The sequence below is a fragment of the Pseudoxanthomonas daejeonensis genome (assembly GCF_010093205.1).
GTDB lineage: Bacteria > Pseudomonadota > Gammaproteobacteria > Xanthomonadales > Xanthomonadaceae > Pseudoxanthomonas > Pseudoxanthomonas daejeonensis.
Genome location: NZ_PDWN01000014.1, coordinates 92,488 through 110,580, shown reverse-complemented (window position 1 = coordinate 110,580; position 18,093 = coordinate 92,488). Strand labels below are relative to the sequence as shown.

Genomic DNA, 18,093 nt, shown 5'->3' with positions numbered 1-18,093 from the left:
CCCGTCGCCAGCGTGCTGTGTCCGGCACCGGTGACCGCCGATTGCACGATCGAGGCGGTGTATCCGCTGACCTGGCCCGAGTTCGGCATGACCGGGGGGCGGCAGAGCGACTTCAACCTGTTCGTCCATGGCGGCGCTGCCGGCGGCGGGTGGGTCAACCTGGCCGACGGTGACTACCGCTTCAGGAAGACGGAGATCGCCGGGACCTCGCTGGTCGTGTGGGACACGCTGGTCTCGGATGTGTTCGTCCATCACGACTTCACCGGCATGGGTTTCGTGGGCACCAGCGAGCTGTGGCTGACCGGCACGGTGCGCGGCAACGTGGTCAACGAGGAAGTGCTCAACCTGCGCCATCGCTGCGGCACCGGCCTGAACCTGTGCGCGAAGGACAGCCCGCGCCGGATCGAGGGCAACTACACGCAGGGCGCGACCGGGACGATGGTCGCCGTGCTCGGCGACCCGTTGCAGGTCACCGGCAGCGCCGCCCTCGATGGCGCGCTGCTGCTGGCCGGCGGCACCTCGCAAGGCTGGGTGCTGCCGACCGCGCCATCGGCGATCCAGGTGTTGCGCGCCGACGGCGGCGTGAGCGGCACGTTCGTCGCGTGGGGACGTGATCTCAATGGCGCACGCACGCTGTTCCTGGAAGGCAGCCTGCGCTACACCGCCAACGAGGTGATCTTCGATGCCACGCGTGTGTCGCTGTCCAGCGCCATGGTCGCGGCGGGCGCGACCGCCTTGCAGGTGGGCGTCGGCGCGCGCCTGGACGATGCGTTCCGCATCGGCGATGGCCTGGCCGGGCGTCCACCGGGTGGGCTGGACGTGGCGCAGCAGCGCTTCCTCGAATCGGCAGCGGCGATCCAGCACCTCGATTCGATCGACCAGGCGCGGCGCACGTTCGACAGCCTGTCCGGCCAGGCGCACGCGCTGGCGCCGCGGATGCTCGACCGGCAACTGACCGACCTGTCGCTGCACCTGGAGCGGCAGCTGGATGCGCTGCCCGCGGTGCAGGCGCAGGGCAGCTGGGCCGAACCCATCGCCAACGTGGGTTACGTCGGCGGCTGGCAGTCCAGCGGCGGATTCAGCGCGGGGCAGACCTGGCGGCTCGACGCGGCCTGGCAGGTCGGTGGCAGCGTGGCGCAGCTGGACTCGCGCACCCAGCTCGACGGCATGGGCGGCGTGGTCGATGCGCGCACGCCGGTGGCCAGCGTGCACGCGCGCTATGGCGGTGACGGCTGGCAGGCGACCGCCATCGCTTCGTATGTCGATGCGGACCTGCTCGTGCGGCGTCCGATCGAACTGGGCGTGGGCCGGTCTTCGCTGGCCGGGTCCGAGCGCACGCTGCGGCAGGGGCGGATGTATGGCGAAGCGCGGCGCGACCTGCAGGTCGGCGGCGGACGCGTGTCGCCATTCGTGGGCATGGACTACGTGCGCGAACACGGCGACGCGTTCCGCGAGCAGGGTTCGACCGGACTGGAACTGGTCGCCGGGGCTTCATCGCGGGAAGCGTGGTCCGGCCTGGCCGGCGTGCGCTATGCGAAGGACTGGATGTTGCCCAGGCGCGGCCGCATCGGCCTGGACCTGGACCTGCGCTACCGGCAGTGGCTGGGCGGCAATGACGCGACCGTGCGCGCCGCGTTCGCCGGCACGCCGCAGGCGGCCTTCGCGCTGGACGCGCCGTGGGACGAGAGCCAGGGCGCGCTGCGCGTGGCGCTGGCCGGCGACATCGGTGCAGGCTGGCGCTGGACCTTCGACGGCACCCGCGCACTGGGCGGACGCTACGACGACACCGCCTGGTCGGTCCTGCTGCAGCGCGACCTGGGCGCGGACCTGCGCCCGGCGAGGGCGACGCTGGCGCCGTAGGGCGGGGCTTGCCCCGCTGTTCCTGCGTCGCGCCTGCCGCGCGCGTCGCTTCGCCATGCGCCGGCATCGCGGTGCCCGTCGCGACGCCGGTCGTGCAGCGGTCATTCGTAAAGCGGGTTTTCACGCCGGAACGCGCGTGCGGTAACGCGTCGTCTGCGAGGGTGGCCGGGCGCGCACATCGCCGCGCCCACCAGGAACTCCCATGGGAATCGACAGCGGCACGCGCAGCGGGCAGAAGAGCGTTGGCACGGCCGGCACGCACGGCCGGACCGACCGGGAGGCGCAGCAGGACACCGCCGAGCAGCGCCAGGACAGCGCACTGGAAGACCACCGCCGGCAGCCGTCGGCGTCGGAAACGCAGGTGCGCCGCGAACAGGGCGGCCATGACCGTCCGGTCGGCGGCGACCAGAAGCCGCATCCGCGGCCGCAGGCCACGCCGCAGGACGGAAAGAAGCCTGGCGCTCAGAGTCAAACCGACAACGCTGGCCGTCCCGATCCCAAGGCCGGTGTCGACAGCGAAGTCGGTGACCTGGACGACCCGGACGCGGAGAAGAAGGGCGCCTTGCCCGGCCGCGCCGGCGGCGGCCTGGCCGGCGGCTGAGACATCCCGCGCAACAGGCCATCCGTGATGCACCTCGTCCAGCTCTTCCTTCCGCTCTACGACAACGCCGGCAGCGCCTTCCCGAAGGCGCTCTACGACCGGGTCCGCACCGAACTTACCGAACGCTTCGGTGGCGTCACCGCGTTCCTGCGTTCGCCCGCGGCGGGAGCATGGGAGGACGACCGCGGCGCGGTGCAGCGCGACGAGGTCGTGCTGCTGGAGGTGATGGCCGAGCACGTCGACCACGGCTGGTGGGCGGCCTACCGCGAAGACCTGCAACGGCGCTTCCGCCAGGACACGGTGCTGATCCGCGCGAGCGCGGTGGAGCGGCTGTAGCGCCCGTTGCGACGATCGGCGCGTGTCGCGCGGCGCCCATGCCGCCTTCACGCCTGCCCGTTCATAGTCGTCAACGGGACACCGACGTCGTACACGGGGCCCCCGTTATCCGGGTCATGCACCCGGGTCGCGCCGCAACGGTCGACCGGCGGTGGGGAGTCTCCCGCCTGGCACGCACCGGCATCGAGGGTCCAGCAGCGGACGCCGCTGCGGATCCGGGCAGGACAAAGGAGTCACCATGCAAAGCGGTTCCAGCGCCACGACTGACAACGTCTCGCGGATCTCCACGGGCAACGCGGGACTGGACGACATCCTCGGTGGGGGCGTCGACGCCAACCGCATGTACCTCTACGAGGGTCGGCCGGGCACCGGCAAGACCACCCTGGCGCTGGAGTTCCTGCTGGAGGGGGCGCGCAAGGGCGAGCGGGTGCTGTACATCTCCCTGTCCGAGACCGAGAGCGAGCTGCACCTGGTCGCCAACCGCCATGGCTGGGACTTGGCCGGCGTGGACATCTTCGAGCTGGTGCCGCCGGAGACCACGCTCGATCCGGGCCGGGAGATCACCGTGCTGCATCCGGCCGAGGTGGAGCTGGCCGAGACCACCAAGCTGATCCTGGACCGCATCGCCGAGACCAGCCCGACCCGGGTGGTGATCGACAGCCTGTCCGAGCTGCGCCTGCTGGCGCAGAACTCGCTGCGCTACCGGCGCCAGGTGCTGGCGCTCAAGCACTTCTTCGCCAGCCGCCAGTGCACGGTGATCATGCTCGACGACATGAGCTCGCAGGAGAACGACCTGCAGCTGCATTCGATCTGCCACGGCGTGGTGCTGCTGGAGCAGCTGGCCATCGACTACGGCTCCGAGCGCCGCCGCCTGCGCGTGGTCAAGATGCGCGGGATCGGCTTCCGCGGCGGCTTCCACGACATGAAGATCGTGCAGGGCGGCCTGCAGATCTACCCGCGCCTGGTCGCGGCCGAGCATCACGCCACCTTCGTCGGCGAGTTCACGCCCAGCGGAAACGCCGAGCTGGACCGGCTGCTGGGCGGCGGACTGGAGCGCGGCACCAACGCGCTGCTGATCGGCGCGGCCGGCGTGGGCAAGTCGTCGCTGGCGCTGACCTATGCCATCTCCGCCGCGCAGCGCGGCGAGATGGCGGCGATCTTCGCCTTCGATGAGGGCCGCGGCACCATCGAGGCGCGCGCCCGGACGCTGGGCATACCGCTGCAGCCAGCCATCGACAGCGGGCACATCCTGTTCCAGCAGATCGACCCGGCGGAAATGTCGCCGGGCGAGTTCGCCGCGATCGTGCGCCAGCGGGTGGACCGCGACCACGCGCGCGTGGTGGTGATCGACAGCCTCAACGGCTACCTCAACGCGATGCCGGACGGCCGCTTCCTGATCCTGCAGATGCACGAGCTGCTGAGCTACCTGGCCCAGCAGGGCGTGCTGACCATCCTGGTGCTGGCCCAGCACGGCCTGGTCGGACCGATCGAGACGCCGCTGGACATCAGCTACCTCAGCGACGCGGTGCTGATGCTGCGCTACTTCGAACATGGCGGCGTGGTGCGGCGCGCGCTGTCGGTGGTGAAGAAGCGCAGCGGCGACCACGAGCACACCATCCGCGAGTTCGGCCTGAGCCACCAGGGACTGTCGCTGGGTCCGCCGTTGCGCGAGTTCAGCGGCATCTTCTCCGGTACACCTTCCTACATCGGCAGCGCGGAGCCCCTGTTGCAAGGCGACTCCCGTGCAAGCGACTGAGGAGATCGGCCGGCGGGTACTGGTGCTGGCCCCGATCGGACGCGATGCGAGCACGGTGGCCGACCTGCTCGCCCGCGCGGACATCGTCGCGTGCATCTGCGCGGACTACGACGCGCTGCTGGCCGGCCTGGGCGAGGGCGCCGGCGCGGCGTTCGTGGCCGAGGAAGGCCTGTTCGGCCATGACCTGGACCGGCTCGCCGGCTGGGTCGCCGCACAGCCGCCGTGGTCGGACCTGCCCATCGCCATGCTCAGCAGCCGCCACCGCCATCCGCAGGTGACCGCGTGGCGCCGCGACCAGGTCGCGCGGTTGGGCAACGTGTCGCTGATCGAGCGGCCGGTGGAGCCGATCACCCTGGTCAGCGTGATGCAGGCGGCGCTGCGCGCGCGCAAGCGCCAGCTGGAGATCCGCGACTTCATGGAGGCGCATGCGGCGGCGGCGGCCGGCCTGGAGGCGCTGGTGGAACAGCGCACCGCGCAGCTGCAGGCGGTCAACCTGCAGCTGCGCGACGAGATGGCCGAGCGCGCCCGCGTGGAGGAATCCCTGCGCCACACGCAGAAGCTGGAATCGCTGGGCCAGCTGACCGGTGGCGTCGCCCACGATTTCAACAACATCCTGATGGTCATCTCCGCCGGCCTGGAAATGCTGGAGATGAGCGACCGCCCCGAGCGCCGCGAACGGATGCTGCGCGGCATGCGCCAGGCCACCCAGCGCGGTGCCGGGCTGACCCGGCAGCTGCTGGCGTTCTCGCGCAGCCGCGCGCTGCGGCCCGAGACCGTCCACCTGCCCAGGCTGGTCGGCGACATGGCCGAGCTGCTGCACGGCAGCCTGCGTGGCGACATCCGCCTGCAGCTGGAGCTGTCGCCGGACCTGTGGCCGGTGCTCGTCGACCCGGGCGAACTGGAACTGGCGATCCTCAACCTGGCGGTGAACGCGCGCGATGCGATGGCCGGCAGCGGAACCATCACCATCAGCGGCCGCAACGTCGTGGAGGACGCGATCAACGAGACCGGGGAGTTCGTGCACCTGGCGATCCGCGATACCGGCTCGGGCATGAGCGAGGAGGTGCAGGCGCGGGTGTTCGAACCATTCTTCACCACCAAGGACGTGGGCAAGGGTTCGGGCCTGGGTTTGGCCCAGGTCTATGGGTTTGCGCGCCAGTCCGGCGGCTCGGTGGCGATCGATTCCGAGCCCGGCCAGGGGGCGACGATCACCCTGCGCCTGCCGCGCTCGCACCAGACACCGACCGCCAGCGCCGGGATCGAGTCGCACGTGGCCGAGGCAACCGGCAGCTCGACCGATTGCGTCCTGCTGGTGGAAGACGACGCCGAGGTGGCCGCGTTCGTCGAGGAGCTGCTGCACGGCATCGGCTACGAGGTGATCCACGCGGCGAGCGCGAAGGCCGCGCTGGGTGCGCTGGCCAACAACCGCCAGGTGGCGTTCGTGTTCTCCGACATCATGATGCCCGGCGGCACCAGCGGCATCGACCTGGCCCGCGAGATCCGCCAGCGCCGGCCGGAACTGCCGGTGCTGCTCACCAGCGGGTTTGCCGGCGCCGGTGGCGACGAAGCCGCGAAACTTGGCATCGAGATCCTGCGCAAGCCGTACGGGCTGGATGACCTGCGCGCGGCCGTCGCGCGGGTGCGGGGTGCGGGGCCGGCGGCGGAGCACATTGCGTCGCCGTGAGTGAGGTGCGTGAGGGACGCGGGGCCGGCATCGATGCGAAGGTGGAAGGCCACGCCGGGGGCGCTGGCGGCACTCGGTACGAAGCTGATTCCCGTCGCGATCAGGCAGGCGCGCACGTCACCCGTGGTAACGACGCGCGATCACGTCGCCGAATATCCAACGCCCGCCGAAGCGTTGCAGGCCGCGGCCAGGAGAGCCAGGTCCATCGGCGTGCGTATCGCTTGCCCCAGCGCAAGCGTGCCCGCTGCATCCGCCTGCATGGGCAGCGAAGCGCAGCCGAAGGATGGCGGCTGCGCCCCGGTCCGTCGCTTACAGGTATTCCTCGCGCGCCTGCTCGGCGCGCGCCGCGCCGATCGCGGTCTCGACCTTCTTCTCTTCTTCCGGCGGCGGCAGCACCGCGGGCATGCCCAGGCTCTGGATCCACAGTTCCCGGCACCAGCCCATCGTGTGGTAGAGGTGGTGGTCTTCGTCCTGTTCGACCGCATCGTGCGCGGCCTTGAGCACCTTGGCGTGGGGGCCGCCCTGGTCGGCGACGCGGCCGATCAGTTCCCAGTTCTGGTGGTCCTTGGTTTCGGCCAGTACCACGCATTCGGCGGCGACCAGTTCGGCGGCCTCCGGGGTGGCCTTGGCGATCGCCATTTCGATCGCGGCCACCAGCGATTTGCCGTGATGGGCGACGATCTCCCGGCCCGGGCTGCTGGCTTCGGTATCCAGGCCCAGTTCGGTGAAGACCGTGGTCAGCACCTTCTCGTGGGTGCGGGTCTCGTCCAGGTACTCGCCCCATTCCTTCTTGAGGTCTTCGTTCTGCGCGGCCTTGATCGCGGCGGTGTAGATCTTGATGCCGCCGCGCTCGGTTTCCAGCGCCTGCAGCAGCAGTTCGGTGACTTGGGCGGAATCGACTTTCTTCGCCATGGGTGTGTCCTCCTCGGGGGGGCTTCTGTGTACTCCGCGCCTGCGGGAGACCGTGTGACGAATTGGCGCACATCGCGTCAATTCCGCGACGCCGCCGGCTTCGGGGGTTGCACGACCTGAACCTCCACGGCGCGTTCACGCGCGCGGGTGCGCAGGCGGCCCGTCGGCTCGTCGGGGGACGCATGGAGTACGATGGGCGCGCAGGTCCCTTGGCCTGCCTCGCGCGCTCCGCACGGCCACGCCGCACTCGCCTGGCCCTCGCTTCGCTCCCTTTCATGCGTGTCCCATCCTGCTTTCGCGGGGTGGCGCCTGACGGGAGCCTCCATGCCCGGTTACACCACCCGCAATGAATCCCTCTCCATCGGCGGGCACGCCTGGCGGTTGCGCGTGCTCAGCGACAAGCAGCAGTTCTCCGATCCCGACGGGCATGCCGACCGCCTCGGCATCTCCTCGGCGCAATGGAGCCTGTTCGGCCAGCTGTGGCCGGCCGGGCGCCTGCTGGCGCAGGCGATGCAGCGCTTCGACATCGCCGGCAAGCGGGTGCTGGAACTGGGCTGCGGCATCGGCCTCGCCAGCCTGGTCCTGCAGCAGCGCGGCGCCGACGTCATCGCCTCGGACATGCATCCGCTGGCCGAACCGTTCCTGGCCTACAACGCCGCGCTCAACGCGCTGCCGGTGGTGCACTACCGCCAGCTGCGCTGGGACGCGCCGCTGCCGGCGCTGGGCCACTTCGACCTGATCATCGCCAGCGACGTGCTGTACGAGACCGACCAGGCCGCGCTGCTGGCCGGCGTGGTCGACCGCCATGCGTATCCGGCGGCGGAGGTGCTGGTGACCGATCCGGGCCGCGGCAACAGCGCGCGCTTCAGCCGCCTGCTGGAGGCGCGTGGATTCGGCATGGCCGAGGAGCGCTGCCCGATGGACGATCGCGACGAGGCGCCATACCGGGGCCGGCTGCTGCACTACACCCGCGTCGGGGCCGGGGCGGGATGAACCGCCTGCCGCTGCCCACGCCCGGCACCCAGTGCGAGCGCTGTGTCGCGCTGTGCTGCCAGCTGACGGTGGTGCTGCAGCCCGGGGACGACATCCCCGAACACCTGGTCGCCCAGTTGCCGACCGGCGTGCGGGTCATGGCCCAGGGTGCGTCCGGCTGGTGCGCGGCGCTGGACCATGAACACATGAACTGTGGCATCTACGAACATCGCCCGGAGGCGTGCCGGCGCTTCGTCATGAACGGCCCGCACTGCCGGGCGCTGCGCATCGATTACAGCCGCGACCGCGCGCGGGGAATCCCGATGCAGCTGGAATGAACGGCGATGGCCGCGGCGACAGGCAAGAAAAAAGCCCGGCATGCGCCGGGCTTTTTCGTGCGGATGTCCGGCTTGCGCCGGACGGCCGCTTCCATCAGCCGGTGAAGGCTGCGGTCAGAGCGGCTGGACCTGGTCGGCCTGCATGCCCTTCTGGCCCTGCACGGCGACGAACTGCACGCGCTGGCCTTCCTGCAGGCTGCGGAAGCCCGAGGACTGGATGGAATTGTGGTGGACGAAAAGGTCCGGGCCGCTTTCCGGGGTGATGAAGCCGAAGCCCTTGGCGTCGTTGAACCACTTCACGGTGCCGGTCTGGGTCTGGGACATGGTGTATCTCCTTGGAGCATGGAAAAAAGCCGCTTATGCGGCAGGACGCTGGCTGCAAGGAGGGAATGGGTGCAACGGTGCAGTGGAACGATGTCGACGGCATCGGGTCACGGATTCGAGTGACCCTTGTAACTCAGCATCGCCACGGTATGCCCATGCCGGCGCAATAGCAAACCGGAGCGCCGGTTCCGTTCATGTGCCACACGCCGCGCGACGCCGCTTTCACGCGACGGTTGCCACGGCGGTGCGAGGATGAAGCCCGAGGCATCACCTGCTTCTCCCACGGATGCTCCATGCCCGAATCGCGCCGAATGTTCGGTCGCTGGCTGCGCTTGCGCCGTCGTCTGCGGCGCCTTTGGCGCATCCGTCGCGCGGCCGCCGCCCCGGTGCCCATGGTCGAAGAGCCGCTGCGCTCGGCGTTGTTCAACGTCGAGCAGATGGAGCTGCACGGACGGGCGCTGGCACGGATGCATCACCTGCAGCCGCGGCCGGGGCCGGTAAGGCTGCTCGATCGGCTGCAGGAGAACGAACGCCTGCTCGACGACGCCAGCGACCTGCTCACGCGCATGGTCCAGGACGACATGCGGATCACGCCGGCGGGCGAGTGGCTGCTGGACAACTTCTACCTGATCCAGGAGCAGATCCACACCGCGCGCAGGCATCTGCCCAGGGCCTACAGCCAGCAGCTCCCGACGCTGGCGCAGGGGCCGTCGGCCGGGCTGCCGCGGGTCTACGACCTGTCCCTGCAGGCGATCGCGCACGGCGACGGACGGGTCGATGCGGAGGCCATCAGCCGCTTCGTTGCCGCCTACCAGGAGGTCACGCCGCTGCGGCTGGGTGAATTGTGGGCCGTGCCGATCATGCTCAGGCTGGCATTGATCGACAACCTGCGGCGCATGGCGGCCGGGGTGATGCGCGACGGCGCCGACCGGCAGCTGGCCAGCATGTGGGTGGAGGCGCTCAACAGCACCGCCGCGCGGAACCCGGTGGACGTGGTCCTGGTGGTCGCCGACATGGCGCGCTCGCGGCCGCCGTTGACCGGGGCGTTCGTCTCCGAGCTGACCCGGGCGCTGCAAGGGCAGGGCTCGGTGCTGGCGATGCCGCTGTCGTGGCTGGACCAGTGGGCCGCCGAGGGCGGCCATCGCATCGAGGAACTGGTCCACGGCGAGAGCCAGCAGCAGGCCGCCGACCAGGTCTCGATCAGCAACAGCATCGGCAGCCTGCGCTTCCTGGCCAACATGGACTGGCGCCTGTTCGTCGAAGAGATGAGCGTGGTCGAGCACGCGCTGGGCACCGATCCGGCCGGGACCTATGCGCTGATGGATTTCAGCACCCGCGACGCGTATCGGCACGTGGTGGAGAAGATCGCCCGCCGCAGCCGCGCGTCCGAGCCGGAAGTGGCCGCGGTGGCGCTGCGCCTGGCCCAGGCCGTCGCCGACACTGATCCACAGGACCGCCGTGCGCACGTGGGCTACTACCTGCTGGACGACGGCGTGGCGCAGACCCAGGCCGAGGTCGCCGCGGCCGCCCCGCGCTACCGGCCCGCGCGCCTGCCACCGCGCCGCGTGCGCCTGCCGGCCTACCTGCTGCCGATCGCGGTGGTCATCGCGATCAGCACCTGGGGCCTGCTGTCGGCCGGCACCGGGCCGATACCGGTATGGCTGGCCGCTGCATTGGCGGTGGTGGTGTTCAGCGAGCTGGGCATCGCCCTGGTCAACTGGACGGCCACCCTGCGAGTACCGCCACGCCCGTTGCCGCGGATGGATTTCTCGCGCGGCATCCCGGTCCAGTTCCGCACCCTGGTGGTGGTGCCGAGCATGCTGTCCAGCGCCGATTCGATCGATGCGCTGGTCGAAGGGCTGGAGGTGCGCTTCCTCGCCAACCGCGACACGCAGCTGCACTTCGCCCTGCTCACCGACTTCCTGGACGCCGACCAGGAAGCGATGCCCGGCGACGGGGAGATGCTCGGGCATGCGGCCCGGCAGATCGAGCGGCTCAACGACCGTTATGCGCCCGAGCAGGGCGACCGGTTCTTCCTGCTGCACCGGGCGCGCGAATGGAACCCGCGCGAGCGCCGCTGGATGGGTCACGAGCGCAAGCGCGGCAAGCTGGCCGCGCTCAACCGGCTGCTGCGCGGGGGCGATGAGGGCGCGTTCATGCGCGTGGTCGGCAAGATCGAGCCGCTGGCGCAGGTGCGCTACGTCATCACCCTGGATACCGATACGCGGCTGCCGCGCGATGCGGCGCGCGAGTTCGTCGCCACCCTGGCCCATCCGCTCAACCGGCCGCGCTTCGACGTGGCCCGGCGCCGGGTGGTGGAGGGCTACGGCATCCTCCAGCCCAGCGTCGGCACCAGCCTGGGCGGGCGGCGCAGTTCGCGCTATGCACGCCTGTTCGGCAGCGAGCCGGGCATCGATCCCTACACGCGCACCGTCTCGGACGTGTACCAGGACCTGTTCGGCGAGGGCTCGTTCGTCGGCAAGGGCATCTACGACGTGGATGCGTTCGAGTACGCGCTGGGCGACCGCTTCCCGGACAACGCCATCCTCAGCCACGACCTGCTCGAAGGCTGCTACGCGCGCGCCGGCCTGGTCAGCGACGTGCGCCTGTACGAGGAATATCCCGAGCGCTATGCCGCCGACATCAAGCGCCGGGCGCGCTGGATCCGCGGCGACTGGCAGCTGCTGCCATGGCTGCTGCCGTGGGTGCCGCGCCGTGGCGGCGGGTTCGAACGCAATCCGCTGAGCTGGCTCTCGCGCGGCAAGCTGCTGGACAACCTGCGCCGCAGCCTGGTCGCACCGGCGGCCGTCGCGTTGCTGCTGCTGGGCTGGGCGTGGTCGCCGCAGCCGCTGGCATGGACGACGGCGGTGCTGGGCTTGTGGCTGCTGCCGGTACTGCTGCAGGCGCTGCGCAACATGATTGCGCTGCCGCTGGACATGCCGTGGGAAGCGCACCTGGCCCAGGTGGGCAAGGACAGCCTGCGCCAACTGCAGCGTGCGGTGGTGACGCTGGCCTGCCTGCCGTACGAAGCGTCGGTCAACCTGCTGGCGATCGCACGCACGCTCTGGCGGCTGCTGCTCAGCCGTCGCCACCTGCTGCAATGGAACCCGTCCAGTGAAGTGGAGCGCAGCCTGGGCAGCGACCGCAGCGCCGAGTGGCGCAGCATGGCGCTGGCGCCGCTGTTCGCGCTGGGCGTGGCCGCGGCGCTGGCATGGGTGCGCCCGGGCGTATTGCCGGTGGCCACGCCATTGCTGCTGCTGTGGCTGCTGTCGCCGGGACTGATGGCGTGGCTGGGCTGGCCGCCGCGGACGCAGGGCGCGGAACTGTCCGGCACGCAGCGGGCGTTCCTGGGCCGCCTGGCGCGGCGGACCTGGGCGTTCTTCGAAACGTGGGTGCGCGCCGAGGACCACTGGCTTCCGCCGGACAACATCCAGGAGCATCCGTCGCTGGTGGTGGCGCGGCGCACTTCGCCGACCAACATCGGCCTGTCGCTGCTGGCCAACCTGTCGGCGTACGACTTCGGTTATGCGCAGGTGGGCGCGGTGATGGAGCGCACGCAGCGGGTGTTCGGCACGCTGGAAGAATTGCCGCGGCATCGCGGCCATTTCTGCAACTGGTACGACACCCAGACCCTGCAGCCGCTGCCGCCGCGCTACATCTCCACCGTGGACAGCGGCAACCTGGCCGGGCACCTGTTGACCCTGCGCCAGGGGCTGCTCGCGCTGGCCGATGCGCCGGTGCTGGCGCCGCATACGTTCCGTGGCCTGGCCGACACGCTGGGCGTACTGGAGGACGAACTGGCCAGGCGTCCACTCGCCAGCGATCCGCAGGCCGATGCACTGACCGCCGCGCTGTCCGGATTCCGCGAGGTGCTTGCGCCTGCACTGGAGCAGCGCACGCATGCGGTCGGCCAGGCCGAGCGCCGGCTCGCCCAGTTGATGGCGCATGCCGAAGCGATCGTGGCTGCATGGCCCGCAGCACTGGCGCCGGTCGATGGCCAGCGCGACTGGCCGGTCGCGCTGCTGGAGGGCTGCCAGGCCGCGCATGCCGAGCTGCTGTTCTTCATGCCCGACCTGCTGGCCAGCGATGGCGCCGGCGCCGACGAATCCAGTGCGCCCATGCCCAGCCTGCGCGCGTTGCATGCGTACGCGCCGCAATCGACCGCAGGCATGCGCGCACGCGATCGCATCCACCAGCTGGAACGATTGGCGCATATGGCCGGCCAGTTCTCGCTGATGGAGTACGGGTTCCTGTACGACCGCGCCCGCCACCTGCTGGCCATCGGCTACAACCTCGACGAGCATCGCCTGGACGCCGGCTACTACGACCTGCTCGCCTCCGAGGCACGGCTGTGCACCTTCGTGGGCATCGCCCAGGGCCAGCTGCCGCAGGAGAGCTGGTTCGCGCTGGGCCGGCTGCTGACCGACGTCGATGGCTATGCGACGCTGCTGTCGTGGAGCGGCTCGATGTTCGAATACCTGATGCCGCAGCTGGTGATGCCCAGCTATCCGGACACGCTGCTCGACCAGACCGCGCGCCACGCGGTGGAAGCGCAGATCCTGCACGGCCGCAGCCTGGACGTGCCGTGGGGCATCTCCGAGTCCGGCTACAACGCGGTCGATGCGCGGATGAACTACCAGTACCGCGCTTTCGGCGTACCCGGGCTCGGCCTCAAGCGCGGCCTGGGCCAGGACCGGGTGATCGCGCCTTACGCCAGCATGATGGCGCTGATGGTCGCGCCCGAGGCGGCCTGCCAGAACCTGCAACGGATGGAAGCGCTGGGCTTCTCCGGCGCGTTCGGCATGTACGAGGCGGTCGACTACACCGCCGCGCGGGTGCCGCCCGGCCAGGACTACGTGCTGATCCGCTCGTTCATGGCCCACCACCAGGGCATGGGGTTCCTGGCGCTGGATTACCTGCTGCGTCGGCAGCCCATGCAGCAGCGTTTCCTGGCCGATGCCGAGTTCCAGGCCACGGTGCTGCTGTTGCAGGAGCGCATCCCGCAGACCGGGCTGTTCCATCCGCACGAGGCCGAGGTGCAGGGCGCGCGCGCGACCTCGGGCGAAACCGAGACCCAGCTGCGGATCCTGCGCAACCCGGGCAGTGCGCGACCGGAGGTGCAGCTGCTGTCCAACGGCCGCTACCACGGCATGCTCACCCACGCCGGCGGCGGCTACAGCCGGCATCGCGACATGGCCACCACGCGCTGGCGCGAGGACGGCACCCGCGACCACTGGGGCACGTTCTGCTACCTGCGCGATGTGGAGAGTGGCCAGTTCTGGTCGACCGCGCTGCAGCCCACGGCCGTGGCGATGGACCAGTACGAGGCGATCTTCTCCGATGCCAAGGTCGAGTTCCGTGGTACCAGGAACGGCTACGAAAGCCATCTGGAAGTGGCGATCTCGGCCGAGGACGACATCGAGCTGCGCCGCCTGCGCCTGAGCAACCGCAGCCGGCGCACGCGCACCATCGAGATCACCACCTATGCCGAGGTGGTGCTGGCGCCGGCGATCTCCGACGAGGTGCATCCGGCCTTCAGCAACCTGTTCGTGCAGACCGAAATCGTCCGGCCCAAGCAGGCGCTGCTGTGCACGCGCCGGCCGCGCGCGCACGATGAAGTGCCGCCGTGGATGTTCCACCTGATCGCGGTCCACGATGCCGACATCACCGAGATCTCATACGAGACCGACCGCGCGCGTTTCCTCGGCCGTGGCAACACCCCGCGCGCACCGGATGCGTTGACCGGCCAGGCGAAGTTGTCCGACACCGACGGCTCGGTGCTCGATCCGGTCGTGGCGATCCGTTGCCGGATCGAGCTGGCGCCCGGACAGACCGCCATGGTCGACATGGTCTACGGCGTGGGCGGCGACCGCGAGGCCTGCGCCGGCCTGGTCGACAAGTACCGCGACCGGCGCCTGGCCGACCGCGTGTTCGACCTGGCCTGGACCCACAGCCAGGTGGTGCGCCGGCAGATCAACGCCAGCCAGGCCGAGGCGCAGCTGTACGAGCGCCTGGCCGGCCTGGTGCTGTACGCCAGTCCGCTGCTGCGCGCGGACACGGAGGTGCTGCTGCAGAACCAGCGCGGCCAGTCCGGCCTGTGGGGGCATGCGATCTCCGGCGACCTGCCGATCGTGCTGCTGAAGATCACCGATGCGGAGAACATCGAGCTGGTCCGGCAGATGGTGCAGGCGCACGCGTACTGGCGGCTCAAGGGCCTGCGCGCGGACCTGGTGATCTGGAACGAGAGCAAGAGCGGGTACCGCCAGCAGCTGCAGGACCAGATCCTGGGCATGGTTTCGGCCGATCCGGACTCCAACGTGCTGGACCTGCCCGGCGGCATCTTCGTGCGCCCGGCGCAGTTGATGTCGCAGGAAGACCGGGTGCTGCTGCAGTCGGTGGCGCGGGTGATCGTCAGCGACGAGCTCGGCACGCTGGCCGCGCAGGTCGGTCGCCACGCATCGCCCGAGCGTGCGCTGCCGGCGAAGCTGCCGGAGAGCACCGCGGTACCCACGGTCGAACCACTGGCGTCGGCCGATGCGGGGTTGCCGGCGCCTGCGTGGGACGACGAGGACCAGCACGAAGGCGTGCACGATCCGTGGCCGTTCCTGCCGCTGGTCACCGGCACGCTGTTCGACAACGGCCTGGGCGCGTTCGCCGCCGATGGTCGCGAGTACGTGGTCATCTCGCGCGAAGGCGCGCCCACGCCGGCGCCGTGGTCCAACGTGATGGCCAATGCCCGGCTGGGCACGGTGGTCAGCGAGAGTTCGCCCGGCTACACCTGGTTCGAGAACGCGCACGAGTTCCGGCTCACGCCCTGGCACAACGACCCGGTGTCGGACACCGGCGGCGAGGCGTTCTACCTGCGCGACGAGGAGACCGGGCGGGTCTGGTCGCCGATGCCGCTGCCGTGCCGCGGCCGCGGCGCGTACCGCACCCGACACGGCTTCGGCTACACCGTCCACGAGCACGAAGAAGACGGCATCGCCAGCGAGCTGTGGATCTACGTGGCGGTCGAGGACGCGGTGAAGTTCTCGGTGCTGCGCCTGCGCAACGTGTCCGGGCGCACCCGGCGCCTGTCGGCTACCGGTTACGTGGAGTGGGTGCTGGGCGACCTGCGCTCCAAGTCGCAGATGCACGTGGTGTGCGAGCGCGATGCAGCCAGCGGTGCGCTGTTCGCGCGCAATCCCTACAACACCGAGTTCGGCGGGCGGGTGGCGTTCTTCGATACCGATGCCGGCGACTGCAGCTGGACGGCCGACCGCAGCGAGTTCCTCGGCCGCAATGGCAGCCTGGCCGATCCAGCCGCATTGAAACGCGAGCGACTGTCGGGACGCCTGGGCGTGGGCCTGGATCCGTGCGCGGCGATCCAGGTGCCGATCGACCTGGCCGACGGGCAATCGCAGGAAACCGTGTTCCGCCTGGGCGCCGGCCGCGACTACGAGGAGGCGCAGGCGCTGGCGCAGCGGGTGGGCGGTGTCGGCCAGGCGTACGACGCGCTCGATGCGGTGCGCATCCACTGGCGCGTGCTGCTGACCACCGTGCAGGTGAGCACGCCCGATCCGTCGGTCGATGCGCTGGCCAACGGCTGGCTGCTGTACCAGACCCTGGGCTGCCGCTATGTCGCGCGCAGCGGCTATTACCAGTCCGGCGGCGCGTTCGGTTTCCGCGACCAGCTGCAGGACAGCATGGCGACCTTGCATGCGATCCCGGCATTGACCCGCGAGCACCTGCTGCTCAGTGCCGCGCACCAGTTCCCGCAGGGCGATGTGATGCACTGGTGGCATCCACCGCAAGGGCGCGGCGTGCGCACGCGCTGCTCGGACGACTACCTGTGGTTGCCGCTGGCCACGTGCCGTTACCTGGAGGTGACCGGCGACACCAGCGTGCTGGGAGAACTCGCCGGCTTCGTCGAGGGCCGTCCGGTCAATCCCGACGAAGAGGGCTACTACGACCTGCCGGTGTCCTCGCGCTTGCGGCAGTCGCTGTACCAGCATTGCGTGCTGGCGCTGCGGCGCGGCTGCAGCCTGGTCGGCGAGCGCGGCCTGCCGCTGATCGCCACCGGCGACTGGAACGACGGCATGAACCGCGTCGGCGAGGCCAACCGCGGCGAGAGCGTGTGGCTGGGCTTCTTCCTCCACGAAACCCTGCGACGCTTCGGCGAGGTGGCGACCCTGCGCGGCGATGCGGCGTTCGCCACCTGGTGTGCCGAGCAGGCCGCGCAGCTGCACGGCAACCTGGAGGAACACGCCTGGGACGGGGAGTGGTATCGGCGGGCCTGGTTCGACGATGGCACCCCGCTGGGCTCCACCCGGAGCGACGAATGCCGGATCGATTCGATTTCGCAGAGCTGGTCGGTGCTGTCGGGCGTGGCCAGCCCGGAGCGCGCGCAGCAGGCGCTGGATTCGCTCTATCGCCACCTCGTGCGCCCGGAGGCCGGCCTGATCCAGCTGCTGGACCCGCCGTTCGACAGGACGCCCAAGGATCCGGGCTACATCCGCGGCTATGTGCCGGGCGTGCGCGAGAACGGAGGCCAGTACACCCACGCAGCGGTGTGGGCGGCGATGGCGTTCGCCCACCAGGGCGATGCGTCGCGGGCCTGGGAACTGGCGCGGATGATCAACCCGGTCAACCACGCACTGGATGCATCGGCGGCGGCGATCTACAAGGTCGAACCCTACGTGCTGGCGGCCGATGTCTACGCCGTGGCGCCGCACGTGGGGCGTGGCGGCTGGACCTGGTACACCGGCTCGGCCGGATGGATGTACCGGCTGCTGCTGGAATCGCTGCTGGGCCTGCGCCGCATCGGCGAGCGCCTGGCGCTGAAGCCGTGCCTGCCGGCGGACTGGCCCGGCTATGGCATGCAGTACCGCTTCGGCGACAGCGTTTACCGGATCAAGGTGGAGCAGGTGGATGGCGTGGCCGGTGGGCTCAGCGTCGATGGGCAGGCGCAAGCGGGCTTCGAGCTGGCGCTGGTGGACGATGGCGCCATCCATGAGGTGCATGTCAGCTGGCCGCGGAGCGCGTCGTGATCGCCGATCGCGCTTCGCTGGACCGGGAGCTGGATCGGCTGGCCGCGATGCTCACGCCGTGGCTGACGCAGCTTCGCCATCCGGCCCAGTTCTGGCCGCAGTTCGACGCGCTGGCGCACGAGATCCTGGGCCATGCGCAGGCCAAGGACCGGGTCCATGTGGAAAACCGGCTGCTGAAGATGCTGAACGAGCATCGCGAGCTTCTGCGCAGGTGCCGGGACGCGCGTCCGGGCGGGCAGCGTCCGCTGCATTGAACCGGATGGGCGAGGGGGGGCGGGTCC

11 protein-coding genes are annotated in these 18,093 nt (G+C 70.2%); 9 read left to right on the top strand and 2 right to left on the bottom strand.

The window, feature by feature from the left end:
* From CSC65_RS13840 to CSC65_RS13820, 5 genes are all read left to right on the top strand, one after another.
* The coding region (locus CSC65_RS13840) for an autotransporter outer membrane beta-barrel domain-containing protein (RefSeq protein ID WP_162411163.1) at window positions 1-1,860 on the top strand (1,860 nt) is incomplete at its 5' end.
* Window positions 1,861-2,062: 202 nt separating this feature from the next.
* On the top strand, window positions 2,063-2,461 hold the full coding sequence (locus tag CSC65_RS13835; RefSeq protein ID WP_238390407.1) for a hypothetical protein: 399 nt from the start codon (window positions 2,063-2,065) through the stop codon (window positions 2,459-2,461).
* Between the two features lie 27 nt (window positions 2,462-2,488).
* Window positions 2,489-2,797 carry a hypothetical protein gene (locus CSC65_RS13830; protein WP_162411170.1) on the top strand — a complete coding sequence of 103 codons (309 nt, stop codon included), beginning with the start codon at window positions 2,489-2,491 and terminating at the stop codon, window positions 2,795-2,797.
* Window positions 2,798-3,035: 238 nt separating this feature from the next.
* The gene (locus CSC65_RS13825) at window positions 3,036-4,553 is read left to right on the top strand and encodes an ATPase domain-containing protein (protein WP_162411162.1); all 1,518 of its coding nucleotides are present in this window, start codon (window positions 3,036-3,038) and stop codon (window positions 4,551-4,553) included.
* Window positions 4,540-6,237 (top strand): ATP-binding protein, encoded by a 1,698-nt coding sequence (locus tag CSC65_RS13820; RefSeq protein ID WP_162411161.1) that lies wholly within the window; start codon window positions 4,540-4,542, stop codon window positions 6,235-6,237. Before CSC65_RS13825 ends, CSC65_RS13820 begins: the two co-directional genes overlap by 14 nt.
* 309 nt (window positions 6,238-6,546) lie before the next feature.
* Here CSC65_RS13820 and CSC65_RS13815 read toward each other — a convergent pair whose 3' ends face one another.
* Entirely contained in the window at window positions 6,547-7,149 is a 603-nt protein-coding gene (locus CSC65_RS13815; protein ID WP_162411160.1) for a ferritin family protein, read from the bottom strand.
* Between the two features lie 324 nt (window positions 7,150-7,473).
* On the opposite strand from CSC65_RS13815, the gene CSC65_RS13810 reads away from it, so the two are divergent.
* Complete coding sequence (locus CSC65_RS13810; RefSeq protein ID WP_162411159.1) at window positions 7,474-8,142, top strand: class I SAM-dependent methyltransferase; 669 nt, start codon at window positions 7,474-7,476, stop codon at window positions 8,140-8,142.
* Window positions 8,139-8,459 (top strand): YkgJ family cysteine cluster protein, encoded by a 321-nt coding sequence (locus CSC65_RS13805; protein ID WP_162411158.1) that lies wholly within the window; start codon window positions 8,139-8,141, stop codon window positions 8,457-8,459. Before CSC65_RS13810 ends, CSC65_RS13805 begins: the two co-directional genes overlap by 4 nt.
* A gap of 114 nt (window positions 8,460-8,573) precedes the next feature.
* Here CSC65_RS13805 and CSC65_RS13800 read toward each other — a convergent pair whose 3' ends face one another.
* Window positions 8,574-8,783, bottom strand: coding sequence for a cold-shock protein (locus CSC65_RS13800; RefSeq protein ID WP_052630207.1), 210 nt, complete (start codon window positions 8,781-8,783; stop codon window positions 8,574-8,576).
* Between the two features lie 293 nt (window positions 8,784-9,076).
* Here CSC65_RS13800 and CSC65_RS13795 point away from each other — a divergent pair, with 293 nt between their 5' ends.
* Both CSC65_RS13795 and CSC65_RS13790 read left to right on the top strand, forming a co-directional pair.
* On the top strand, window positions 9,077-17,812 hold the full coding sequence (locus tag CSC65_RS13795; protein WP_162411157.1) for a glycoside hydrolase family 94 protein: 8,736 nt from the start codon (window positions 9,077-9,079) through the stop codon (window positions 17,810-17,812).
* Complete coding sequence (locus CSC65_RS13790; RefSeq protein WP_162411078.1) at window positions 17,809-18,066, top strand: hypothetical protein; 258 nt, start codon at window positions 17,809-17,811, stop codon at window positions 18,064-18,066. The genes CSC65_RS13795 and CSC65_RS13790 overlap by 4 nt, the downstream gene beginning before the upstream one ends.
* Window positions 18,067-18,093 lie beyond the last annotated feature (27 nt).